At 63.0% G+C, this 23,998-nt stretch carries 22 protein-coding genes; 7 read left to right on the forward strand and 15 right to left on the reverse strand.

Annotation, left to right across the window (positions count from 1 at the left end; genetic code table 11):
- Positions 1-111: 111 nt before the first annotated feature.
- Positions 112-1,836 carry a cation:proton antiporter gene (locus tag ACMT3I_RS14245; RefSeq protein WP_414805173.1) on the forward strand — a complete coding sequence of 575 codons (1,725 nt, stop codon included), beginning with the start codon at positions 112-114 and terminating at the stop codon, positions 1,834-1,836.
- Between the two features lie 32 nt (positions 1,837-1,868).
- On the opposite strand, the gene ACMT3I_RS14250 is transcribed toward ACMT3I_RS14245, so the two are convergent.
- From ACMT3I_RS14250 to ACMT3I_RS14260, 3 genes are all read right to left on the reverse strand, one after another.
- On the reverse strand, positions 1,869-4,094 hold the full coding sequence (locus ACMT3I_RS14250) for an MMPL family transporter (RefSeq protein WP_414805199.1): 2,226 nt from the start codon (positions 4,092-4,094) through the stop codon (positions 1,869-1,871).
- A gap of 121 nt (positions 4,095-4,215) precedes the next feature.
- Positions 4,216-4,458, reverse strand: coding sequence for a zf-HC2 domain-containing protein (locus ACMT3I_RS14255; protein WP_414805174.1), 243 nt, complete (start codon positions 4,456-4,458; stop codon positions 4,216-4,218).
- Positions 4,455-5,069 carry a sigma-70 family RNA polymerase sigma factor gene (locus tag ACMT3I_RS14260; protein ID WP_414805175.1) on the reverse strand — a complete coding sequence of 205 codons (615 nt, stop codon included), beginning with the start codon at positions 5,067-5,069 and terminating at the stop codon, positions 4,455-4,457. Before ACMT3I_RS14260 ends, ACMT3I_RS14255 begins: the two co-directional genes overlap by 4 nt.
- Before the next feature lie 110 nt (positions 5,070-5,179).
- On the opposite strand from ACMT3I_RS14260, the gene aroA reads away from it, so the two are divergent.
- The 3 genes from aroA (at position 5,180) to bcp (ending at position 8,585) form a co-directional block, all read left to right on the forward strand.
- The gene (aroA, locus tag ACMT3I_RS14265) at positions 5,180-6,538 is read left to right on the forward strand and encodes a 3-phosphoshikimate 1-carboxyvinyltransferase (RefSeq protein WP_414805176.1); all 1,359 of its coding nucleotides are present in this window, start codon (positions 5,180-5,182) and stop codon (positions 6,536-6,538) included.
- A gap of 17 nt (positions 6,539-6,555) precedes the next feature.
- Positions 6,556-7,611: a ribosome small subunit-dependent GTPase A gene (gene rsgA, locus ACMT3I_RS14270; protein ID WP_414805177.1), complete on the forward strand. Its 1,056-nt coding sequence runs from the start codon at positions 6,556-6,558 to the stop codon at positions 7,609-7,611.
- A 494-nt stretch (positions 7,612-8,105) separates the two neighbouring features.
- Positions 8,106-8,585, forward strand: a complete 480-nt coding sequence (bcp, locus tag ACMT3I_RS14275; protein WP_414805178.1) for a thioredoxin-dependent thiol peroxidase — start codon at positions 8,106-8,108, stop codon at positions 8,583-8,585.
- A gap of 95 nt (positions 8,586-8,680) precedes the next feature.
- On the opposite strand, the gene ACMT3I_RS14280 is transcribed toward bcp, so the two are convergent.
- From ACMT3I_RS14280 to ACMT3I_RS14310, 7 genes are all read right to left on the reverse strand, one after another.
- Entirely contained in the window at positions 8,681-9,445 is a 765-nt protein-coding gene (locus ACMT3I_RS14280; protein WP_414805179.1) for an ABC transporter ATP-binding protein, read from the reverse strand.
- Positions 9,442-10,269 carry an ATP-binding cassette domain-containing protein gene (locus tag ACMT3I_RS14285; RefSeq protein WP_414805180.1) on the reverse strand — a complete coding sequence of 276 codons (828 nt, stop codon included), beginning with the start codon at positions 10,267-10,269 and terminating at the stop codon, positions 9,442-9,444. Before ACMT3I_RS14285 ends, ACMT3I_RS14280 begins: the two co-directional genes overlap by 4 nt.
- Entirely contained in the window at positions 10,266-11,141 is an 876-nt protein-coding gene (locus ACMT3I_RS14290; protein WP_414805181.1) for an ABC transporter permease, read from the reverse strand. The genes ACMT3I_RS14285 and ACMT3I_RS14290 overlap by 4 nt, the downstream gene beginning before the upstream one ends.
- A gap of 5 nt (positions 11,142-11,146) precedes the next feature.
- Positions 11,147-12,106: an ABC transporter permease gene (locus tag ACMT3I_RS14295; RefSeq protein ID WP_414805182.1), complete on the reverse strand. Its 960-nt coding sequence runs from the start codon at positions 12,104-12,106 to the stop codon at positions 11,147-11,149.
- A gap of 69 nt (positions 12,107-12,175) precedes the next feature.
- On the reverse strand, positions 12,176-13,669 hold the full coding sequence (locus ACMT3I_RS14300; RefSeq protein ID WP_414805183.1) for an ABC transporter substrate-binding protein: 1,494 nt from the start codon (positions 13,667-13,669) through the stop codon (positions 12,176-12,178).
- A 127-nt stretch (positions 13,670-13,796) separates the two neighbouring features.
- A complete protein-coding gene (locus ACMT3I_RS14305; RefSeq protein ID WP_414805184.1) occupies positions 13,797-14,564 on the reverse strand; it encodes a DUF1684 domain-containing protein in 768 nt (255 codons plus the stop codon).
- Positions 14,565-14,705: 141 nt separating this feature from the next.
- On the reverse strand, positions 14,706-15,155 hold the full coding sequence (locus ACMT3I_RS14310) for a hypothetical protein (protein WP_414805185.1): 450 nt from the start codon (positions 15,153-15,155) through the stop codon (positions 14,706-14,708).
- 187 nt (positions 15,156-15,342) lie between these two features.
- On the opposite strand from ACMT3I_RS14310, the gene ACMT3I_RS14315 reads away from it, so the two are divergent.
- Positions 15,343-15,591, forward strand: a complete 249-nt coding sequence (locus tag ACMT3I_RS14315; RefSeq protein ID WP_035837005.1) for a WhiB family transcriptional regulator — start codon at positions 15,343-15,345, stop codon at positions 15,589-15,591.
- Between the two features lie 196 nt (positions 15,592-15,787).
- On the opposite strand, the gene ACMT3I_RS14320 is transcribed toward ACMT3I_RS14315, so the two are convergent.
- Genes ACMT3I_RS14320 through ACMT3I_RS14330 form a run of 3 tightly spaced genes read right to left on the reverse strand, consistent with a single transcriptional unit; the run spans position 15,788 to position 19,367 of the window.
- Positions 15,788-17,281 carry a sensor histidine kinase gene (locus tag ACMT3I_RS14320; protein ID WP_414805186.1) on the reverse strand — a complete coding sequence of 498 codons (1,494 nt, stop codon included), beginning with the start codon at positions 17,279-17,281 and terminating at the stop codon, positions 15,788-15,790.
- A gap of 14 nt (positions 17,282-17,295) precedes the next feature.
- Entirely contained in the window at positions 17,296-18,606 is a 1,311-nt protein-coding gene (locus tag ACMT3I_RS14325; RefSeq protein ID WP_414805187.1) for an AAA family ATPase, read from the reverse strand.
- Complete coding sequence (locus ACMT3I_RS14330; RefSeq protein WP_414805188.1) at positions 18,603-19,367, reverse strand: hypothetical protein; 765 nt, start codon at positions 19,365-19,367, stop codon at positions 18,603-18,605. Before ACMT3I_RS14330 ends, ACMT3I_RS14325 begins: the two co-directional genes overlap by 4 nt.
- Before the next feature lie 103 nt (positions 19,368-19,470).
- Between ACMT3I_RS14330 and ACMT3I_RS14335 the strand changes: the two genes are divergently transcribed.
- Positions 19,471-19,761: a helix-turn-helix domain-containing protein gene (locus ACMT3I_RS14335; protein WP_414805189.1), complete on the forward strand. Its 291-nt coding sequence runs from the start codon at positions 19,471-19,473 to the stop codon at positions 19,759-19,761.
- A 9-nt stretch (positions 19,762-19,770) separates the two neighbouring features.
- Here the strand turns inward: ACMT3I_RS14335 and ACMT3I_RS14340 are convergent, their stop codons facing one another.
- Positions 19,771-20,361 carry a hypothetical protein gene (locus ACMT3I_RS14340; protein WP_414805190.1) on the reverse strand — a complete coding sequence of 197 codons (591 nt, stop codon included), beginning with the start codon at positions 20,359-20,361 and terminating at the stop codon, positions 19,771-19,773.
- A 167-nt stretch (positions 20,362-20,528) separates the two neighbouring features.
- On the opposite strand from ACMT3I_RS14340, the gene ACMT3I_RS14345 reads away from it, so the two are divergent.
- Positions 20,529-20,951, forward strand: coding sequence for an Rv3235 family protein (locus ACMT3I_RS14345; protein ID WP_414805191.1), 423 nt, complete (start codon positions 20,529-20,531; stop codon positions 20,949-20,951).
- A 103-nt stretch (positions 20,952-21,054) separates the two neighbouring features.
- Here ACMT3I_RS14345 and secA read toward each other — a convergent pair whose 3' ends face one another.
- Positions 21,055-23,865, reverse strand: coding sequence for a preprotein translocase subunit SecA (gene secA, locus ACMT3I_RS14350; RefSeq protein ID WP_414805200.1), 2,811 nt, complete (start codon positions 23,863-23,865; stop codon positions 21,055-21,057).
- Between the last annotated feature and the right edge of the window lie 133 nt (positions 23,866-23,998).

The raw sequence follows: 23,998 nt of genomic DNA on the forward strand, positions 1-23,998 counted from the left end.
ATGGCGCAGCCCCTTCGTTTTTCTGTCGAACGACGGACCAAAGCACCTCATGCGCATAACACCGCAACCACCGCAGCGACCGCAGCCACCGAGCGCTTCTAGACTGGCCGAGTGGAATACGCCGTTCTCGGACTCGCCAGCCTCCTGATCATCGTCGCCGTGGCGACGATAGCTCCCAAACTCGGCGTTGCTGCACCGCTGGTGCTCGTGGTTGTCGGCATCGCGTGCAGTTTCATCCCGTGGGTTCCGGTCGTCGAATTCCCACCCGAGCTCATCCTCGCCCTGGTGCTGCCGCCGATCCTCTACTCCTCAGCGGTCAACGTGCCCCTGGTCGACTTCCGGCGCAATCTGAAGGCCATCACAAGCCTGTCGGTACTGCTCGTGATCGTCTCGGCGCTCGTGAGCGGCTTGCTGCTCTACTGGCTGCTGCCCGATCTCAGCTTGGCCGCGGCCATCGCCCTGGGCGCTGTCATCAGCCCCCCGGATGCCGTTGCCGCGACCTCGATCGGCAAGCGGCTCGGCCTTCCCCCTCGACTGGTAACCGTGCTCGAAGGCGAGGGTCTCGTCAACGACGCCTCTGCCCTTGTTCTGCTGCGCTCAGCTGTCGCGGCAACCGCAGGAGCCGTCTCGCTCTGGCAGGTCGCAGGCGACTTCATATTTGCCGTCATCGGGGCCATCGTTGTCGGCATCGTGATCGGATACGTCACCGTCTGGGTGCGTTCGAAGCTGGACAACCCGGTATTGAACACCACGATCTCGTTCGCCGTGCCGTTCCTGGCGTTCATCCCGGCCGAAGAGATCAACGCGTCAGGGGTACTTGCCGTTGTCGTCGCCGGTCTCATCACCGGGCACCGGAGCGCCAAGTACTTCAGCGCCAGAGACCGAATCAATGAGCGCTTCAACTGGCGCACCATCCAGTTCCTGCTGGAAAACGGCGTCTTTCTCCTGATGGGCTTCGAGCTGCAGTCGCTGATCATCCAGGTCAAGGACGACAATCTCGGGGTCTGGCATGCTGTGGCACTCGGGCTCGTCGTTACCGTGTTGTTGATCGTGATCAGGGTCGCGTTCGTCGTTCCGCTCATCGCGATCCTGCGCCGTGACCAGCGGCGAGCCATCGCCCAGGCCCCATTCCTCGCTCAGGCACTCGACCGCCTGGATGCCAGACCTGTTCAGGACGAGCGCTCGGCCAGAGTGCAGAACAGGTTCAGGCGCATCCTCAGTCGCAAGCAGGCCGACTTCGATTCACTCGCCAAGGAGGGCCTGGGCTGGCGAGGCGGCGCCGTACTAGCGTGGTCCGGCATGCGCGGCGTCGTCACGCTCGCTGCCGCCCAATCGCTCCCCCTCGACATCCCATACCGCCCGCAGCTGATCCTGATCGCGTTTACTGTTGCTGTCGTCACGCTTCTCGCTCAGGGCGGCACACTTCCGTGGCTGATCAAGCGGCTCGGAATCGTCGGCACCGATGAAGCAGCCGACCGCGCTGAATTCTCATCATTGGTGAGTGAGATCAGCCAGGTCGGAGCCGCGACGCTCGATAATCCGAACCTGGCGCAGGATGACGGAGCCCCATTCGATCCCGGTGTTATCGCGCAGGTGCGCGTCGCGAGCATGAAGGTCCAGGAGGCGCTCTCTGAGGATCACGCTAACGGTCATGCAGGCCCGCACGAACAACAACGCGCGCTCCGGCTTCGCGTACTCGAAGCAGAGCGCGCGGCTCTCCTCGACGCGAGGACGACGGGCTCATACAGCTCACGCATCCTCGATCGTGCGCAACGGATGCTCGACGCCGAAGAGTCCCGGCTCCAGTACCTCGACGAGGGTGGAGCCGGGCACTAGCTTCGTGGTGTCGCCGGCCAGTGCTGGGTCGGCTAGTGCTTCGCCGGCTTAGAGTGGGCGAGCTCTTCCAGCACCGAATCCTCGTGCTGCACCTCGTTCTTCGACAGCTTCGACGGCCACCAGATCTTCGGTCCGATGTCGTAAGCCAGTGCAGGCACCAGCAACGATCGCACCAGGAAGGTGTCAAGCAGCACGCCGAAGGCGACGATGAATGCGAGCTGTGCGAGGAACAGGATCGGCAGCACTCCGAGCGCGGCGAATGTCGCGGCGAGCACGATACCGGCCGAGGTGATCACGCCGCCCGTTGCAACGAGTCCACGCAGGATTCCCTCTCTCGTGCCATGCAGGATTGATTCTTCACGCACTCGACTCATCAGGAAGATGTTGTAGTCGATACCGAGTGCCACCAGGAACACGAAGCCGAACAGCGGAACGACAGGATCTGCACCGGGGAAGCCCAGCACTCCGTTGAAGACCCAGGCAGAGACGCCGAGGGCTGCGGCGAACGACAGCACAACTGTCGCCACGAGGAGCACGGGGGCGAGGATAGACCGCAGCAACAGCATCAGAATGATCAGGATGACGCCGAGAATGATCGGGATGATCAGGTTGCGGTCGTGAATAGCCGTGTCATTGCTGTCGACAGCAATTGCTGTCGTTCCACCGACAAGAATGCTCTCGTCGAGCGCGGACAGTTCGGTACGCAGGTCTCTGACTGTGTTCTCTGCAGCAGTCGAGTCTCCGGCATCCGTCAGTGTTGCCTGGAGCATCACATCATTGTTCACCACTGTCGGTTCTGCCGCCGGCGTGCCGGGAGGGCCGACGGGCTGCAGGCCTTCAGTGGTGACGGGTGCGCTACCGCTCACCGAGTCGGCTGCAATGACGCTCACTGAGTCGACACCGTCGCTGGCCAGCAGGATGTCTGCCATCTGCTGCAGTTCGGATTCAGGGCCGATCACGATCGCCGGCGTGCCTGAACCGCCGGGGAAGTGCTCGCTGAGCACGGCCTGGCCGTCGCGAGCTTCAGAGGTACCGAGAACAAAATCGCTCTGCGACACCCCGTCGGCCTTGAACTGGAAGACCCCGATGGATGCAACGACAAGCAGCAGGGTTGAGGCGATCCAGACCAGACGGGCACGCTTGGAGATGAGCCTCGCGACCTTCGGCCAGACGCCGCGGGCGCCGGGTCCGGTGAGGTCGGGGTGTACTGAACCGAACTTCGGGCGGATCGGCCAGAATGCGGTGCGGCCGGCCCACAGGAGCAGAGCAGGCAGCAGAGTCAGTGCGGACAGCAGCGCGAAGACGATGCCGATCGCAGCGACGGGACCGAGGGACTTGTTCGAGTTGAGGTCGCTGAACAGCAGGCAGAGAAGGGCGACAATGACGGTTCCGCCCGAGGCGACGATCGGCTCGAATCCGCCGCGCAGCGCCACCCAGGTGGCATCCCACTTACGCTCGTTGTCGCGCAATGCCTCTCTGAATCGTGAGACATAGAGCAACGAATAGTCAGTGGCCGCACCGATGACAAGGATGAACAGGATGCCCTGCGTCTGTCCGGTCAGCGTGATCACCCCAGCCTGGGCAAGCGAGACGACAACGAGTACCGATGCACAGAGCGCGGCCAAACTGGTGCCGAGCACGATCAACGGCAGCAGCGGTGAGCGATAGACAATGATCAGAATGATGAAGACCGCGCCCAGTGCGGTCAACAGCAGGATGCCGTCAATGCCGGCGAACGCACCGGTCAGGTCGGCGATGAGGCCAGCGGGTCCGGTGACGTAGGTGGTCACCCCGTCGATGTGATGCGCGTCGAGGTATGCGCGGATCTCTTCGACGGTGTCCGCCGGCTTGATCTCGCTATCGAGTGGCAGGAAGACTTCTGCGGCCTTGCCATCGTCGGAGATGATGACGGGAGAGACGGAGTCGGTGACGACACCGTTCAGCGTGGAGAGGGCGGTGACCGTCTCGTTGATGGCCGTGGTGTCGGCATCTGTCAGCCTATTTTCGCTCTCAAAGATCAAGATGCCCGGGAGCGTGTCGCCCCCGCGGAATTCTGACTCAAGCGCCTGCACCTTTGTCGCGTCGGCGCTGGCCGGCAACTGCTGTGCCGCGTCGTTGCTCGACACGTCGCTGATCTTGCCGAATGACGCGCCTCCGGCGCCGAACATGACGAACCAGACAAGGATCAGGACTGTCGGAATCAGGACGCGCAGCCAGGTCGGAACCCGGGACGGTTGAGTAGAGCGAGGCTTTTTCATCACGTATCGAAGATATACCTAACTTAGTTAGGCGTACGTCAATCGAAAGTTTGATTGACGTCGACAGAAGAGTTGCATAGTGCACCCACCCGACAAGCCGACACCCGCTGAGCCGAAAAGGCTAGTGCGTCGCCTGAACGTCGCGCAGCCGCTGCAGTACCAAATCGCGCAAGTCTTCCGGCGCGCTTTCTTTGCAGGCACGCTGCATCACTTCGGTGAGCGTGACGCCCACGTGATGCTCGCTACTGCAATCCGGGCAGCTGGCCAGGTGCTCACGGATGTCAGCGGCATCCTCTTTACACAACTCATTGTGCAAATACTCTTCGAGTTCGGCTTTCGCCTTCTCGCATCCACAGTCGCTCATGCGCGGTTACTCCCAGACTTCTTTTGGCCGGACATTGGCTGACCATCGCCGAGCCCACGCTCGGCCGCATAGCCCGCCAGCATCTCGCGAAGGAGACGCCTGCCACGGTGCAGACGGCTCATCACGGTGCCAATTGGCGTTTTCATAATTTCGGCAATCTCCTGGTAGGAGAAGCCTTCGACGTCGGCAAAATAGACGGCGAGCCTGAAGTCTTCAGGAATCGCCTGCAGCGCATCTTTGACCGCGCTGTCTGGCAGGTGATCGATGGCCTCAGCCTCGGCCGACCTGCTTGACGTTGCGGTCGTCGACTCCGCACCGCCCAACTGCCAGTCTTCGAGGTCGTCGATCGTTCCCTGATACGGCTCCCGCTGTTTCTTGCGGTAGGTGTTGATGAAGGTGTTCGTGAGGATGCGGTAGAGCCATGCTTTGAGGTTCGTACCCTGCTCGAACTGCGAGAACGCAGCGAACGCCTTGACGAATGTTTCCTGCACGAGATCTTGCGCGTCAGACGGATTGCGCGTCATGCGCATCGCTGCTGCGTAAAGCTGGTCAATAAACGGCATCGCCTGCTCTTCGAACAGATCGCGCACGTCTGGCGTTTGTGAAGTCATCAACGGCAATACTAAGCCGTCAGTTGCGACCGTGGCTGGTCGCTCCAAGACTGCTGACCCTACCAAGCGAACCTCCCTCATCCTGTGATCACCGACTATCCTGATAACCGATGCTGATCTCCAGATATTCCAAGCCAGAATTCAATCCGTACGGCGATTCCGCGCCCGACGAGCAGGCCACACTGTGGCAGGCCCCCGTTTCGACGTCACCGCTCGAGGCAGTTCTCGCGCTACCCGGATCAAAATCCCTGACCAACCGCGAACTCGCGCTCTCGGCACTTGCCGACTCTCCCTCGCTGCTGCGGTCACCCCTGCACTCGCGTGACAGCGAACTGATGGTTGCAGCGCTTCGGCAGCTCGGCACAACCATCGAGAAGGTTCCGGGCGATGGAGATTACGGCGACGATCTGCTGATCACGCCAGGCGAGCTGTTCGGCTCAACGACGATCGATTGCGGCCTCGCCGGAACGGTGATGCGTTTCCTGCCGCCCGTCGCAGCCCTCGCGCTCGGCCCGACAACGTTCGATGGCGATGAAGGCGCACGCCGGCGCCCGATGGCCACCACCATCACCTCCCTGCGCGCCCTCGGCGCCGACATCAACGACGACGGTCGCCTCGCGCTGCCGTTCACCGTTCATGGCACCGGATCCCTCGCCGGTGGCGAGATCACCATCGATGCCTCCACGTCGAGCCAGTTCGTCTCCGGCCTGCTGCTCGCGGCCGCCCGGTTCGACAACGGACTGCACCTGCGCCACAGCGGCGAACGCCTGCCGAGCATGCCCCATATCGAGATGACCATCGAGACCCTGGCCAATCGCGGCGTCGAGGTCGAGACTCCTGCAGTCGGCGAGTGGATCGTTCGTGCAGGTGCCATCGCCGGCCGCGAGGTCGACATTGAACCTGATCTCTCGAACGCCGCGCCGTTCCTGGCCGCAGCGCTCGTCGCCGGTGGCAGCGTCACGATCACGGGCTGGCCCGAATCGACGACCCAGGTGGGCGCCCAGCTGATCGATCTGCTTCCGCAGTTCGGTGCAACTGTCATCCGCAACGGCGACCGGGTCACCGTGACCGCTGGCGAGAGCATCCGCGGGGTCGAGCTTGAACTCTCGACCAGTGGCGAGCTGGTTCCGAACCTGGTGGCGCTTGCTGCGCTGGCTGACTCACCGAGCACGATCACCGGGATCGGTCACATCCGTCACCACGAGACCGACCGCCTCGCAGCCCTCGTCGCCGAAATCAACGGCCTCGGCGGCGCGGTCACCGAACTCGAGGACGGCTTGCGCATCGAGCCGCGTCCACTACACGGCGGAACGTGGCGCAGCTACGACGACCACCGGATGGCAACGACCGGTGCGATCATCGGCCTGGCGGTTCCCGGCGTCGAGATCGAGAACATCGGCACGACGTCCAAGACCCTCCCCCAGTTCACCGAACTATGGCACTCGCTGTTTGTCGGGGTCGCTCACTAGATGTGGATTCTGTTCTGATGTCCTGGTGGTCAACCGACGAAGACGAAGACGAGCCTGAGTACGACGAATCGAGCGTGCGCGTGCGCCCCAACCGCAAGGGCAACAAGCCGCGCACGAAGACGAGGCCTGAGCACGAGGATGCCCTGACCGGGCGCATTCTCGCTGTCGACCGTGGACGCTACACGGTGATGCTCGACGAGAACACGCCAGATGAACGCAAGGTGACCGCTGCGCGCGCCAGTGAACTGCGCAAGCACGCTGTCGTTACCGGAGACCGCGTCGACATCGTCGGCGACACCACTGGGGCCGAAGGCAGCCTGGCTCGCATCGTTCGGATCGTTCCGCGCACGACGCTGCTGCGTCGCAGCGCTGATGACACGGATGCCGTCGAGCGCGTCATCGTTGCCAATGCAGACCAGATGCTCATCGTTGTCGCTGCGGCGAACCCTGAACCGCGCATCCGTCTCGTCGACCGCTATCTGGTCGCAGCGTACGATGCCGGAATCACTCCGATCCTGTGCATCACGAAGACCGACCTCGCCGATCCGGCCGAGTTCCTCAGCAACTTCGCCGGTCTCGACCTCACGGTCTTCACCAGCAGGGAAGACGACCTGCCGATCGAGGCGATCTCCGAGGCGCTGATCGGACACGACACCGTGTTCGTCGGACACTCTGGGGTGGGCAAGTCGACGCTGGTCAACGCCCTGGTTCCCGCAGCCAAGCGCGCTGTCGGTGTCGTGAACACCGTCACGGGTCGCGGTCGGCACACGTCGTCTTCGACGGTATCGCTGCGACTGGAGACGCCACAGGGACGCGGCTGGGTGATCGATACGCCCGGCGTACGCTCGTTCGGGCTCGGTCATATCAATACCGACAACATCCTCAAAGCGTTCACCGATCTGGCGACAATCGCAGAGAAGTGTCCGCGCGGCTGCACGCACCTGCCCGATTCGCCCGACTGCGCCATCATCGAGGCCGTCGAAGCAGGTGAGCTCGGTGAGACGGGTGCTGCGCGCCTCGACTCGCTGCAGCGCCTGCTGCTGACCTTCGCGAAGGCGCCTTCCACGCACTAGTTCGGGCGACCCCGCACGAGCTGTGGTGGAGGCGCCCGCCGCACAGCCAGGGCCATACCGCAGTGTGGATGGGCCGCATCCATGCGGTGCTGCTAGCTCAATGCGGTGCTGCTGATGTGCATAACTCCTGCAGAATCATCGACCCGCCCTGGCACACCCCCGGAAACACGGGGAACAGCCGACGGCCGTCACCAATCTGCAGGAGTTATGCGCGACCCTCGGGCGGTAGACACCTATCCCGGCAACAAATCGGAGCTGGCCAAGTCAGGGCTGAGCAACTGGGAGCTGGCAGGGCCGTGCTGACGACAGCGGCCTGCCCAGACCCCCACGAGTTGCATAACTCCTGCAGAACCATCGACCCGCCTGGCACGCCCACCGGAAACACGGGCAACTGCCCGGGCCGGGGCCCGCTCAGCAGGAGTTATGCGCGTACAGCCGGGCAAGCGTCGCAGCAACGCAGCAATTCAGCGCTACGCCTCGGGTACCGTTGAACCATGACGGATTCAACACGCCTCGCGGCTGGCGACACGGCCCCGCAGTTCACCCTGACCGACCAGGACGGCAACCACGTCTCGCTCTCGGATTTCTCCGGCCAGAAGGTCGTCGTCTACTTCTACCCGGCCGCGATGACCCCGGGCTGCACGACCGAGGCGTGCGACTTCCGTGACAACCTGTCGTCGCTGAAATCCGCCGGATACCAGGTGCTCGGCATTTCAAAGGACGCCCCGGCCAAGCTGAAAAAGTTCCAGGAGCGCGACGGCGTCAATTTTCCGCTGCTCAGCGACGAAGACCTCACCGTGCACAACGCATACGGTGCATGGGGCGAGAAGAACCTCTACGGCAAGCTCGTCACCGGTGTGCTGCGATCGACGTTCGTAATCGACGCATCAGGAACCATCCAGCTCGCGCTCTACAACGTGAAGGCAACGGGGCACGTGGCCAGCCTTCGCAAGAAGCTCGGCCTCGACAAGTAAGTAGCGGGCCGAGCCTCAACGGGGATTCGCCGCCAAGGCACAAGCCGCAAGACACCCGACCTGACAGGAGCGCCGCACATCGCGCGGTGCTCCTGTTATGCCTTCGGCAGTCGTGGCACTGCGGCGAGCAGGCGCCTCGTGTACTCCTCGCGTGGCTCACCGAGCACCTGGGGCGTGTCACCCTGCTCGACCACACGCCCGTTCTGCAACACGATCGTCTCGGCGCAGAGCGAGGCGACAACGCCAAGGTCGTGCGAGACCATGAGCACCGTCAATCCACGCTTCTGGCCGAGCTCGGCCAGAAGGTCCATGATCTGGATGCGCGTCGTCACGTCGAGCGCGCTGAGCGGCTCATCGGCCAGGATCAGCCGCGGACCTGGCACGATGGCGCGGGCGATGGCGATGCGCTGGCGCTGACCACCGGAGAATTCGTGCGGGTAGCGATCGGCGGAATCCGAAGGCAATCCCACCGATTCGAGAGCCTGGGCTACCAGGGCATCCGCTGCCCGGCCGCGGGCGATGCCCAGCGACGTCAGCGGCTCAGACACGATTCGGCCCACACGCTGGCGGGGATCGAGCGACGAATACGGATCTTGGAAAACTGTCTGCACGCTCCGCCTGAACCGACGCATCTGGGCGCGGTCGGTCGTCACCAGCGGGACTCCGTCGAACAGCACCTCGCCAGTTGACGGGGCTGCCAGGCCGAGCAGCAGCCGCACGAGTGTTGTCTTGCCTGCGCCCGACTCCCCCACCAGGCCGACGCTGCGACCCTCTGTAACGGCGAACGAGACATCGCTCAGCGCCTCGGCGCCACCCCGATAGGAGTAACCCACCTTCTGAAGCTCCAGGATGGCCGTCATGAGACCTCCAGTGCCGCGTCGAGGATGCGTGCACTCCGCACGAGTTCAGCCGTGTACGGATGCCGTGGCGCCGTGAGCAGGGTCTCCAACGATCCCGCCTCCACAGCTTCACCGTTCTTGAGCACGATTACGTAGTCGGTCATACGCGACACGACGGCGAGGTCGTGGCTGATGAACAGCAGCGACATGCCCCGCTCTGCAATCACGCGATCGAGCAGATCGAGCACGTCGGCCTGCACCGTCACGTCGAGCGCTGTCGTCGGTTCGTCGGCGATGAGCAGGCTCGGTCGGCAGGCCAGAGCCATGGCGATCGCCACACGCTGCCGCTGCCCACCAGACACCTCGAACGGATACGACCGGGCGATCCGCTCAGGGTCGGGCAGGCTGACTTCGGCGAAGGCGTCGAGCACTGCAGCCTTGAGCGCGGCTCCCTGCAAACCCTGGTGCCGTCGCAGTGGCTCCGCCAGTTGCTTTCCGAGGCGCATCAACGGGTCGAGCGAGCTGAGCGGCTCCTGGAAGACGATCGCGGCAGTACTGCCCCGCAGCGGCATGAGTGCTCGCTCCGAGGCGCCTATGACCTCGGTCCCTGCCAGCTTCACGCTGCCAGACGATGTCAGACCAGCCGCGAGCAGCCCGGTGATCGCCAACGAGGTCAGCGACTTTCCCGAGCCCGACTCCCCGATCAGTCCGAGGCGTTCGCCGGCAGCCAGACCGAAGGTGAGCGAGCGCACCAGTTCGCGACCGTCATCGGTTGAAACCGACAGGTTCGTGACATCAAGCAGGTTCTGGGTAGCACGCGGGTTCAGTGCAACGGGCAGCGTCATCGTGACCTCCTCCTGATCGGGTCGGCCACGTCACGCAGACCATCGGCGACCAGGTTCACGCCGATCACCAGGGCGACGAGGGCAAGGCCGGGGGCAATCGCGCCGATGGGAGCCGTCGCCACCGTGCCCTGGGCTTCCTGCAACATCCGACCCCAGGACGAGTTGGGCGGCGGTGCACCGAGTCCGAGGTACGAGAGGCTGGCCTCGGCCAGCACGGCCACGCCGAACTGCAACGCGAGATTGACCGAGAGAGTCGGCCAGATATTGGGCATCACGTGCGTGCGGATGATCGACAGCCAGCCGGTGCCCGAGGTGCGGGCTGCGGTGATGTACTGCTCAGCCAACACCCGCTTGGACAGCACCCTGGTGAGTCTGGCGACGATGGCTGACATGGCCAGGCCGATGGCCAGCACCGCCGACCAGAGTGAAGCCCCCTGCGCTGCGACGATAAGCATGGCCAGCAGCAGCGTCGGGAACGCGATCAGGATGTCGAGGAACGCCGACAGCGTGTCATCCAGCCAGTCTGTCGCGAATGCGGCGAGCAAACCGAGCAGGATGCCGAGTGCTGCAGCGATCGCGACGGATGCCGACCCTACGATGAGTGCAATCCGCGCGCCGATCATGAGCTGGGTCATCAGGTCACGGCCGAGCTTGTCGGTTCCGAGCCAGTGTTCGGGGCTCGGACTCTCGAGACGGGATCCAGACGTGTCAGACGGGTCATACGGCAGCCAGAAAAGCGACACGAGAGCCATCAGCACGATGATGCCAACCAGCACGAGGCCGATGGTGAGCGTGACCGAACGCTTGGTTCGGCGGCGCACCAGCTGAGTGCCGGCAGCGGGATCGATAACGGGATCAATGGGCGACGTCATACTCATCAGCTCACCGCCACACTGGTGCGCAGGCGTGGGTCGACAAGGCGCTGCACGATGTCGGCGACGAAGCCGATGATGAGCACGGCAAACGTGCTGACGAGCAAGATGCCCTGGATGTTCGCGTAGTCGTGCTGCGCGATGGCCTTCAGCAACATGCTGCCGAGGCCGGGCAGGCTGAAGACGCTCTCCACCACGATCGCGCCGAGGAACGTCGTGGCCAGTTCGATCCCGAGAATCGAGATGACGGGCACCGAACCGTTGCGTAGTCCGTGTCGCCACATGGCGCTCCTGAAGGGTGAGCCGAGGGCCCTGGCATTCCGGATGTAGTCGCTACCGAGCACGTCGAGCGTCGCAGAGCGCACATACCGAGACAGCGATGCGGTCATCACGATGGTGATGGTGATGACCGGCAGCGCGAGCGAGTGCAGGGCGTCGGCAGGGTCTGCCCAGTCGTCGCGCGGGAATCCGCCGGACGGGAACAGTCGCAGGTTCACGGAGAAGACACTCACAAGCAGGATGCCGACCCAGAACGCCGGCACCGCAACGCCCAGCTGCGACAGCGCTGACAGCGCCGATCCATACCAGGTGCGTGCCTTCCAGGCGGCGATGAAGCCGACGATCAGCGACAGTACAAGTGCCAGCCCGAAGGAGATCAGCGTGAGCGGGATCGTGACGGCAAGCCTGGCCATGATTTCAGGACCGACGGGCAGCGACGAGATGAACGATGTGCCGAGGTTCAGCGTGATCATGTCGCCGAACCACGCGGTGAACTGCTGCCAGAGTGGCAGGTTTGAACCCACTTGTTCCTGGGCTGCAGCGATCTGCTCCGGCGTGGCGTTCACCGAGAGCAGGGCATTTGAGGGGTCACCCGGCAGCAGTCGCAGCAGTACGAACAGCACGACCATGGCGAGCACTAGCGAGACCACCAGGAAGGCGGATCGACGCAACAGGTATCTGGTCATTGGATCTTAAGGTTAACGCCGATCGAGCGCACCCAGACCCGGGTCTCGGTGCGCTCGTCGGCGGAGCGGCTACTTCGTTTCGATGTCGTACACGTAGAACTGCGAGTTGAGGCCGTTGACCGGGTAGCCGGTCAGGTCGCTCGCCGCTACGACGATCTGCGGGTAGAGGTAGAGCCACACGCTGGCCGCATCCGCGGCGATCTGCTCGTTGACGAGCTTCAGCTTGGCGGTCTGCTCGTCAACGGATGACGCCTGCTCGGCCTCTGAGACCCACTGGGTGACCTCGGGGTTGTTGTAGCCCCAGTAGAAGTCGGGGTTGCCGTACCAGACGACATCGCGGTCGTTCACGTGCTCCTGCAGCGTGGCCTCGAAGTTCTGTTCCTTGAAGACCTTGGTGTACCACTCGTCAGAGCTGATCGGGTTGATGTTCACCGTGACACCGACCTTGGCGAGTTCGCTCTTCAGGAACTCGGCGACTGCGGGGTGCGGGTCGTACGTCGGGGTGTCAAGGGTGAATTCGAAGCCATCGGCATATCCGGCCTGGGCGAGAAGCGACTTGGCCAGGTCGACGTCGTACGGGTTCACATCGGTGAGGTCTTCGTACCAGGGGTCGGTCGGCGGAACCATTGAGCCGATCAGGGTGCCGTAGTCGCCCCAAATCGAGTTGAGCAGCTTCTCACGGTCGATCGCCGAGTACAGCGCCTTACGCACGTCCACGTTGTCGAACGGAGCCACACGGTCGTTGAACGCGAGGATCTCCTTGGTGGTTGAGTTGCCGTCATTCACCGTGTAGTCGGCGTTGTCCTCGAACTGGCTGAGCGAATCGGGGCTCTGCACGCTCGTGACGATGTCAACTCGGTTGGTCAGCAGCGCGTTGCTCAGTGCGGTGGCGTCGGTGAAGTAGTTGAACACGACTTCATCGTTCTTCGCGGCGGTTCCCCAGTACGAGTCGGATGCCTCGAGGCTGAGCGAGCTGCCGCGCTTCCAGTCGCCGAGAGTGTACGGTCCTGTGCCGTCCTCCGAGGTCTGCAGGTCAGTTGCGTCGCTGTTGATGATCCAGATGTAGCTGAGCAGGTATGGCAGCGAGATCGACTTGGACGAGAGGTCGATGACAACCGTCTGCGCATCGGGGGTCTCGATGGATGCGATGGGCTTCAGGCTCGACTTGCGCGCAGACTGCGAATCCTCGGCCGTCACCTTCTCGATGCTCGACTTCACGTCTGCACTGGTGAGTGCCTTGCCGGAGTGGAACGTCACGTCGTCGCGCAGCGTGAACGTGTAGCTCAGGCCGTCTTCGCTCAGCGAGTAGTCGGATGCGAGCAGCGGCTCGACATCGCCATCATCGGTGAGCTTGAACAGGCCCTCGTAGACGTTCCCGTTGAATGCCTCGGTGATGCCCTGTCCGCCACCCGCAGTGTTGTCGAGGTTCTGTGGTTCGTAGAGCGAACCGATCTCGATGGTGCTGGCCGACGAGGTGGAATCGGAGGATGCCGTCGAGCAGCCGGCCAAAGCAAGGGAAGCAATCACTGTTGCGGCAAGCGCGACTGTCGTGGTTTTTTTCACAGAGTTCTCCTGAAAGTGGGGGGAAGAGAAATGAGGTGCGAGGGGCCGCTGGTCAAATCAAGTGAGATCGACGTCGAACGGCGAGTATCAAATACGATGCGTGAACGGGCGAACCCGGTCGTGACTCTTAGTACGTGTACAGGGAGTAGCCATCGCGGAAGATAACAACCTTCTCCCCTGCCTCAACAGCAAAGGCGAAGCGATTGTTCCGCGGTGGCAATGGACAGTTGTAATGAATTGAAAAACCGCACGGTGGCACGAAGGCCTGATTGAAGTCGAGGATGACGGTGTCGCTGTCGTCGACGCGGTGAACGAACAAGAAACGACCGGCCTCGTAACTGGCCGATTCGTCCTCTGCACCGTTGGTGGCGTCGCCGAAAACGAGCAGCAGCGTTCCACCGTCGTCGAACGCACTGAAGCTGTAGTCGATTCCGTCGAGAGTGAAGGTGATGTCGCCGGGCACGACGAGGTCGCGCGTGCCGCCGTTGTCTCTGATGTGTTCGAACGCAACAGTGCGTCCGGAGTCGACCGGCGTAAATGCGGCCTCGATGACCCAGCTCGGATCGAACTCAGATACGGTGACTGTCTCGAAGTTCTGAATCGAGTCGGAGGCGCGATCCCAGAGACGGATGCCGTGTTCCGGCTGCCCCGTTGTGATGTTCGTGCGTGTCAATTCGGTCGCGACTGTCGTTGCAGACTTCTGGGCAGGCAGCGCGGCGATCACGTCGTCGAGAGATTCAGCGTCGTTCTCGAACCAGCGGGTCGAGACCAGCGACAGGTTGCCCGTCGGGGAGACGAGGCTCTCCAACCGGTGGGCGCGCCAGGCTGTCCAGCTCTCACGTGCAGCGTCAATGACGGCGGCGGGAGCGTGCGCTTCACTGGTTGAAGAAGTCATGATTCTTATATAGTGCGCGCATTTTCCTGAGTTCGCGAATCACGTTGCGTCATGTTTCACGTATACAGCGCGCAAAATGCATGGTCACCGCGCGGTTAAGCGGGCGATGAGGGCGACAGCGATCGATTACGCCGCGGGCGGTTAGCGGGGCCCCTGGTTGCGTTCTGCGCCGGTGGCAGCGAGCACGCTCGGAGTGAACAACAGCACCAGAACGACGATCGAGGGGATCAACAGCGCCCAGCCGATGTCGGGACGCGCGTAGATCCCCTGGAAGCAACCGATGGCCACGGCGACCTGCACAAGCTGCCAGGTGACTGCAGCTCCTCTGATCCACGATCGGCGGCGCAGCACATTGAGCGCGATGGCAGTGACCCAGACGGCTGCGATCAGCAGAATCACCAATATCGCGATTGCGCTCGACATCGACGCAGGTGTGTCGGTCAGCAATTCGATGATCTGCCAGCACACCACTCCCCAGAGCAGAAGTGCCTCGGCAACGATGAGTGCAAAAAGGACCTTCAGCCCCGTAGGGCGGTGCCCGCTTTCGGGGGGTCTAGCAGACGCTGGCTGCTCTTCAGACTGTTTTCTCACAGGGATATCCCATACAAAACTATTGATTTGATTCAACCATTATGCGACCATATTTAAGGCGCAATTGACGCTCACAGGGACGTGGGCAGATCTCAACTTCGAAGATCCGAAATATTCCTGCAATTGCCCATCCCCCGCAGTTTAGGCCAATCGGCCACGCACCCCCGCAACAAAGGAGCACACCACCATGGATTGGCGCGATAAAGCGGCATGCCTGACAGCCGACCCGGAGCTTTTCTTCCCGGTAGGCAACACTGGTCCAGCTGTAGACCAGATCGAAAAGGCGAAGTCAGTATGCGCACGGTGCAACGTCACCGAAGTATGCCTGCAGTACGCGCTGGAGACCGGACAAGACTCCGGCGTCTGGGGTGGCCTCAGCGAAGACGAGCGCCGCGCGCTCAAGCGTCGCGCTGCTCGCGCACGTCGCGCTTCCTGACAATAGTTTTCTTGAGAATGCCGGTTCCCTTCGGGGTGCCGGCATTTTCTATGCCCTCCAGACGCACACATCGTGCCGAGCTGACGGCCGGACTGCACCGACCATGCGGGTGCACCCACCGCGGACATGGCAAAGAAAGCCGGCTCCCCCCAACCGACTTGACGCCCTGGCTTCCCCCGAAGCACGTGAGCCTCTTCTAGTTTTCCTGGATATAGCGAAGCGGGATCTCGATTGTGACCTCGGTGCCGCTGCCCATGATGGTGTGCCAGTCGATGGTGCCGCTCAGTTCACCCTGGATAAGGGTGCGCACGATCTGAGTACCGAGACCCGATCCGACCTTGCCCTCAGGCAAGCCGGTTCCGTTGTCTTTCACGGTGACGGTCAGCATCTCGTCACTACGAGTCGCCTCGATGATGACTTCACCCTCGCGCCCGGCCAGACCATGTTCAACGGCGTTGGTGACGAGTTCGGTCAGTGCGAGGGCGAGCGGCGTTGCGAACGCACTGGGCAGTGTGCCGAAGCTTCCGCTGAGACGCGGGTGTGCAGTCGTGTTGTGCGCTGATGCGACCTCGGCGATGAGCAGCAGCACGCGGTCGAATACTGCGTCGAAGTCAACACTCTGGCTGAGGCCCTCTGACAGGGTGTCGTGAACGACGGCGATGGCCGCAACCCGGCGCATGGCCTGAGTGAGCGCTTCACGCGCGGTTTCGGAGTGCGTGCGCCTGGCCTGGATGCGCAGCAGTGAGGCCACGGTCTGCAGGTTGTTCTTCACCCGGTGGTGGATCTCACGAATCGTCGCGTCCTTGGTGATAAGTTCGCGTTCCTGGTGGCGCAGCTCTGTCACGTCGCGGCTAAGCACGATCGCACCGATACGCGAGCCGCGCTCCCGGATCGGGATGGCCCGCAGCGACACCGTCACTCCCCTGGCCTCGATGTCGGTGCGCCACGGCGCCCTGCCGGTGACAACCAGCGGAAGCGACTCGTCAACGACGGCCTTGCCCGGAATCAGGCGAGTGGTGACCTCGGCAAGCGACTCACCCTCGAGTTCGTCTGCGAAGCCCATCCGATTGAATGCCGAGAGCGCGTTGGGGCTGGCGAATGTGGTGATGCCGTCGACATCGAGCCTGATCAGACCGTCGGACGCGCGCGGCGCACCTCGACGTGGACCGGTCGGGGCACCCAGATCGGGGAAGTCGCCGGAGGCGATCATCGAGAAGAGGTCGTTCGCACAGTCGTTGAACGTGAGTTCCTGCCTGCTGGGCGTGCGGGCCTCACTGAGGTTTGTGTGCCGGGTCAGCACGGCGATGGGAGCATCGGTGATCTGAGGGCCCGCGGGGCTCAGCCGGCGCATGACCGGGATGGCGCGCACCCTGGTCGGCGTCTCTTCGTACCAGTCGGGAGCTGTCGTATCGACGATCTTGGCCGTCTCGAAGGCCTCGGTGACCTGCTTGCGCCATTCAGACTTGATGTTCTGGCCGACGAAGTCGCGGTAAAACAGTGTTGCGGCGCTAGATGGCCTGGCGTGCGCGACAGCGACGAAGCTGCCGGCATCGGTCGGCACCCACACAACGATGTCAGCGAAGGCGAGATCGGCGAGCAGCTGGCCGTCGGCAACGAGCATATGCAGCCAATCGACGTCTTCGGCACTGCTGCGGCCCTGGGCAAGTACGAGATCACTAAGCGTCGACACCCTCTCAGCCTAGATCAGCGACGCGCAGCCGCGCGCCCGCCAAACGACCAAGGTCTGCGTTCGGGGTGTTTCCGGCCGCGCGCTGGCGCCGCAACAGGCGCCGGTAACAGCTCGTCACTCACGAATTGACGGATGCTGGCGCGCGCCGGAGACTTCGGTGCGGCGTCACGCAGGGTACGGCCGGTGAGCACAGCGGCATCCACCCCCTGCTGGTCATGCGGCACAAGCACGACTCCCTCGATGCCACCGAATCTGCGGAGAGTCGCCGACACCTGACCGCGGGGATCAAGGCCGATGGCGCTGGCGCGAACCTTGTTCATCAGCACACTCACCCTGTCGGTACTGAGAATCTCGCCGAGTTCGACCCAGGAGCGGAGGAAGCGCGCCATCCCGACGGGGTCGGCAAGTCCGCAGGCGACGACGTGATCGGCCTGGCCGATGGCGCTCACCGTCGCCGCATTGCGCCGCGGCGCGAATAGATCGCTTGAAATCTCTTCGTCTGACTCAAGGTTGAATCCGGTATCGATTACCACGTAGTCGACCCAGTCACGCAACGCCTGGATCGTCTTCGTCACACGGTCTCCAGACAGTTCTGGCCATCGCGACGGCCGCCCGATGCCCGTCAGCACCCAGAACGCGCCCTTCGGTGAGTTGTACCGCTGGGCGATGCGTTCGAGTTCGGAATGGGTAAGCGCATCAGCCCCGGCCAGGCGACAGGCTGCGGCGAAACCCGGCGCCTCGTCGAGCATGCCCAGGGTCGGCGCCACCGAACCGCTGTATGTGTCGACATCGGCCAACACGACGGTGTGCCCCGCTGCCGCTATCTCGGCAGCGATGGTGATCGCGACGGTGGTGCGTCCCGGCGCTCCTGCCGGGCCCCAGACAGCGATGACCGCCCCCGCGTGCACTGATCCGGTTGGCAATGGGCCCGCTCCAAGCACCCCGGCGCCGCGACCGAGATCACCGATGCGAGCGGGAACCTCGATGCCACCGAGCAATATCTTTTCGATGTCACTCCAGCTCGCAGACTCATCGACGACCTCATACAGGCCGAGGGAGGCCGCGTGGCGGCGCTCAAGGTCGGAGTGCGCAACGGCAACGATGCGGACACCGTGATGATCGCAGGCCGCGATGAGCTCTGCGGTGAGAGTAGATCTGGCAGCTCCGACGATGATCGCCTCCGGCGCATAGACGGGAAGCGCTGCCTCCATCTCCCTGGCATTCACCAACCGGGCAAGAACCGTGTGGCCGCGTTCGATCAGGTCGCCGAGCAGCCTGTCTTCAGTGCGACGGTCGAGGGACAGAGCGAGCGCGACCACAATCACTGTCCGATCGACAGGTTGACCGGTACAAGGGCAAGAGAATCGGCGTTGGCGATCGATTCAAGCACGGCGGCGACCTTGTCTTTCGGCACCAGCACCTCGATGGTTTGCCCCGCTCCGCCCGAGATGAGGCCCGTCGCTTCGACCAGCCGCACGACCGATGCCTCACCGACGAGCACCGATGGCGGCCCGAATTCTCCGCTGCCGCTCTCTCGCGCACTCCAGATGTCGACAACGGCACCAGGACCGATGCTGGCGGCCAACCTGCCATCGATCTCGATGACGATGCTGGTGACAGTGCCGCCGGCCAGAGTTCCAACCGCTGCTGTCGGAATCAACTCGCCCGCCGCGACACTGCGCGTCACCAGCAGCCCCTCGGCCGGAAACGAATCCGGTGTCAGGTAGAGATTGTCAGCGTCGTCGAATCGCACAGGGGTGAGGTCGAAGTCTGAGGCGTGCACCTTATCTCCGACGGCCAGCGCCGCACGCGCCGCATAGACACCGACCGACCGCTCGGCCCCGGATACCAGCAGCCACACACCGATCAGGGAGACGACGACCAAGACCAAGCCGATGGCGAAACGCGGGTCGAACCAAAAATGCGAGTGCGCAGATGCAGACACAGAACCTGGTCGCGCAACACTCGCCCGTTCGGCATCGCTCAGTTCAGCTGACGTACGCGCTCCTGCAGCCCGGCCTGCCCCCATCCGCACAGCTCCCATCGGTTCACCGCCCATCGGCTTGTCTGGTGCGCCGGATGACATCTATCAGTCTCGGCGCGCTCCCTATCGTCGCCCTCTGGCTGAAATCGCGTGAAAGTTATCCACAGCCCTGCCCGTGGCAGGGAGCACGACGCATAATCAATCCATGACCGATTCCGACTCCCCCGTTGCCGTCGGCCGTTTTCTGACTCTCGCCGATACTGCAGAAGTCCTCAGTATCAGCGTCGCGGAAGCCCTCGACCTCGTACGGACCGGCGAGCTGCCGGCAATCACCCTGGGCAGTGCGGGCGCCTGGCGGGTCGAACGCGTCGTACTCGAGTCATTCATCGAAGCCAAATATGAGGAAGCCAGGCGGATGTCGCTGTGGGAGCAGTCCAACTACGCGAACATTCCTGAGCTCTCCGGCGGCACCATCATTCGGCCTCCCACCGACTGAGCAGCTGCATCAGTACACCCGCACCTGCTGCACCTGGGCGAGAGGCACGATCCGATAGTGCAACACTTCGCGCGACCGTCGGAGCGTCCCCGGCGCATGCACAGCGAGGTCGAGGTGATCTCGGCCGACTCGATCGATGGTGCCTGTCACGGTTCCGTCAGTGGTGTGCAGTTCTACACTGGTGCGGCGTCGGCAGAGATCTCTGAGCACGAAGGGAAAGCCGATGCGATCGATCACCCGTGCCGCAGACTCGATCGGTGGATCGAGCGAGTTCTCGACCTGGCTGCCCGAGAGGATAACGCCTGAGATCCAGGTGAACGGCACGACGCATTGCGCGTCGGATGAGCTCACTAGGTCGGCTGCGAGCCAATCCTTGCCGAAGGTCACCGGCCGCACCTGAAGTGTCACGCCTGATGCCAGCACGAGAGTGAATGCCACCGACGTCGGGTTCGGCCCCGCAGACAGACTGAGCAGGCGATCTCGCAGCGACAACCGGCCGAGACGGAGCCGCTCCTCCTCTGCACGCAGGTCGACCTCTTCGGCGCGCAGCTCGTGCTCAAGCTGACCTTCGAGGTCGTCAAAGAGATTGTCCCAGCGCACGATCCCGAAACTAGTCGCCTGTGCGGATACCGCGCTGATGTTCTCCACAGGTCTTATAAGCGCTAGACACCGCATCCCGCTGGATGGTTGAGTTTCTGCCACGCACAGGCCCCCATTGGCGGGACATCCCTTCCAGCCAGACTGACCTTCCACCCCACGGAGTCGACATGCCTTCTCTACCCGTCAGACCAGGTCAAGACGGATTCCAGGAAGCCGATTTCTTCGGGGTGCAGCCAAGCGGCCGTCATGAGCTGCCGGATCCAGAACCGTTGCTCATCAACCTCACCCGCAGCGTGATCGAAGTTCTGGCCGGGGCGCGAGAGCTGGAACAACTGGCCAGATGGGTAAGTGACGATGTGTACCGTCATCTGCTCAAGAGGGTGGTGCTCTCGGCCAGGGCGCGCGCCGTCAAAGGCCAGCAGGCACAGCGTCCCGCGCTGTCGATCGGCCACATCCACATCACTGAACCACGCGATGGCGTGATCGAGGCCGTCGTCATGGTTCACACGAGGGTGCGCGCCCGCGCAGTCGCCATCAGGCTCGAAGGCCTCGACAGCCGCTGGCGGGCGAGCGCCATCAACGTGCTCTGACTCCGTCAACGTGCGCTGACCAGGGGCTATTCCAGCAGCGTCCTTCAGTTAAACCACGATGCCCCAGCCGCGGGGGCTGGGGCATCGTCCACAAGTTGGAAGGCTATTTCTTCTTGGCGCGTCGCTCTGCGCGGTTCACCGGCGCGGCGCTTTCGCCTTCTGGGCGCTGTCCGAATGCACCACGCTGCGGTGGACCGGCCGGGGCTGCGGGAGCCTCAGCGGGAGCCGCCTCAGTGGATGCCGCTGCGCGACGGGCGCGATCGGTCGCGGCCTGCTGAATCTGGCCGCGCTGGTTGCGCACCTCGACTCCGCCCGAATCGCTCGGTGCCGTGTAGCTGAGCTTGGCCTCGGCCGGCTCGGCCGGGGTGAGTCCCTTGGCTTCAACGATCGGACCTGCGACCTCTCCGGTGCCCTGCGTTACTTCAACGTCTAGGTTGAACAGGAAGCCGACGGTCTCCTCGCGGATCTGTCCCATCATCTGCTGGAACATCGCAAAGCCTTCGCGCTGGTACTCGACCAGTGGGTCGCGCTGGGCCATCGCGCGCAGGCCGATGCCATCCTTCAGGTAGTCCATCTCGTAGAGGTGATCGCGCCAGCGGCGGTCGATGACCGAGAGCACAACGCGGCGCTCAAGTTCACGCATGGCTGCAGACCCGAGGGATTCCTCACGGCGCTGGTAAGCGACCTTGGCGTCGGAGAGGATCTCACGGCGCATGAAGTCGCGGTTGATCTTGCCCTTGTTACCGGCCTCTGAGACAACCTCGTCGATGGTGATGCCGACGGGGTAGAGCGTCTTCAGCTCGGTCCACAGTGCGTCGAAGTCCCAGTCGTCTCCGTTGCCCTCGCCGGTGTGCACGTCGAGCACCTCGTCGATGACATCTTCGAGGAACTTCTGGGTGCGCTCGTGCAGGTCATCGCCCTCAAGGATGTGACGACGGTCGCTGTAGATCGCTTCGCGCTGGCGATTCAGCACGTCGTCGTACTTGAGCACGTTCTTGCGGATCTCGGCATTGCGGCCTTCGACCTGTGCCTGCGCGCTGCGAATCGCACGGCTGACGACCTTGGACTCGATTGCCATGTCTTCGGGCACACCCTGGCGACCCATGAGTGCTTCGGCCGCACCGGAGTTGAACAGGCGCATCAGGTCATCGGTAAGTGACAGGTAGAAGCGGCTCTCGCCCGGGTCACCCTGACGGCCACTACGACCACGCAGCTGGTTGTCGATGCGACGAGATTCGTGGCGCTCGGTGCCGAGAACGTAGAGTCCGCCGGCCTCGATGACCTTGTCTGCCTCTTCCTGAACGCCGGCCTTCACTGCGCTGAACACGTCATCCCAGGCTGCTTCGTACTCGTCAGGAGTCTCGACAGGGCTGAGTCCCTTGGCGTTCATCTCTGCGACAGCAAGGAACTCGGCGTTTCCGCCGAGCATGACGTCAGTTCCACGACCGGCCATGTTCGTTGCGACGGTGACGGAGCCAAGGCGTCCGGCCTGGGCAACGATCGCTGCTTCACGTGCGTGGTTCTTCGCGTTCAGAACCTCGTGGCGAACGCCCTTCTTCGCGAGCAGACGGGAGAGGTATTCGCTCTTCTCGACGCTCGTGGTACCGACGAGCACAGGCTGGCCCAGCTGGTGGCGCTCCACGATGTCTTCAACGACCTGGCCGAACTTCGCCTCTTCGTTCTTGTAGACGAGGTCGGGCTGGTCGATACGCTTCATCGGCTTGTTGGTGGGGATCGAGACGACACCGAGCTTGTACGTGCTCATAAACTCGGCGGCTTCGGTCTCTGCCGTACCGGTCATGCCGGAGATCTTCGAGTACAGACGGAAGTAGTTCTGCAGGGTCACCGTAGCGAGGGTCTGGTTCTCGGCCTTGACCGCGACGCCTTCCTTGGCCTCGATTGCCTGGTGGATACCCTCGTTGTAACGACGGCCCATCAGGATACGACCGGTGTGCTCATCGACGATCAGCACCTCGCCGTTCATTACGACGTAGTCCTTGTCTTTCTTGAACAGGGCGTTGGCCTTGATGGCGTTGTTCAGGAACGAGATCAGCGGGGTGTTCGCCGATTCGTAGAGGTTATCGATACCGAGATAGTCCTCGACCTTTTCGATACCGGGTTCGAGCACACCGACGGTGCGCTTCTTCTCGTCGACTTCGTAGTCGACATCCAGCACCAGGCGCTTGGCCAGGCTGGCAAACTCGTTGAACCAGCGGTTGGCTTCACCTGACGCCGGTCCAGAGATGATGAGCGGGGTCCTGGCCTCGTCGATCAGGATCGAGTCAACCTCATCGACGATCGCGAAGTAGTGACCGCGCTGGACCATGTCCTGTGCCTGCCACGCCATGTTGTCGCGCAGGTAGTCGAAGCCGAACTCGTTGTTCGTGCCGTATGTGATGTCTGCCGCGTACTGCTCGCGACGCTGTGCCGGAGTCTGACCGGAGACGATGCATCCGGTCGTCATGCCGAGGGCGCGGAACACGCGGCCCATCAGCTCACTCTGGTAGCTCGCCAGGTAGTCGTTCACCGTGACGATGTGCACGCCGCGGCTGGTGATGGCGTTGAGGTATGCGGCAGTTGTCGCGACGAGGGTTTTGCCCTCACCGGTCTTCATCTCGGAGATGTTGCCGAGGTGCAGAGCTGCACCGCCCATGAGCTGCACGTCGAAGTGACGCAGACCGAGGGTGCGGGTTGCGGCCTCGCGCACTGCGGCGAAAGCCTCAGGCAGCAGGTCGTCGAGGGATTCGCCATTGGAATAGCGCTCACGCAGGGCGACGGTTTCGTTCTTCAGCTCTTCATCGCTGAGGGATTTGAAGTCGTCTTCCAATGCGTTGATCGCTTTGGCGTAGTTCTCCAGGCGGCGAAGAGTGCGCCCTTCACCAACACGAAGAACTTTTTCAAGAATTGAGGCCACGAATGCACTCCAGTAGTCGTCACGGCGCATGCACACGCCTGTCGTCCGGTCGGACGCCTTTGTTCTGCTGTCGAAACAGCGCGCCGACGTAGGCGGCAACTATAGCAATGCTACTCGGTCGCGGGGGGCGCCA

The sequence above is a fragment of the Leifsonia sp. A12D58 genome, from assembly GCF_047530025.1.
Lineage (GTDB): Bacteria > Actinomycetota > Actinomycetes > Actinomycetales > Microbacteriaceae > Cryobacterium.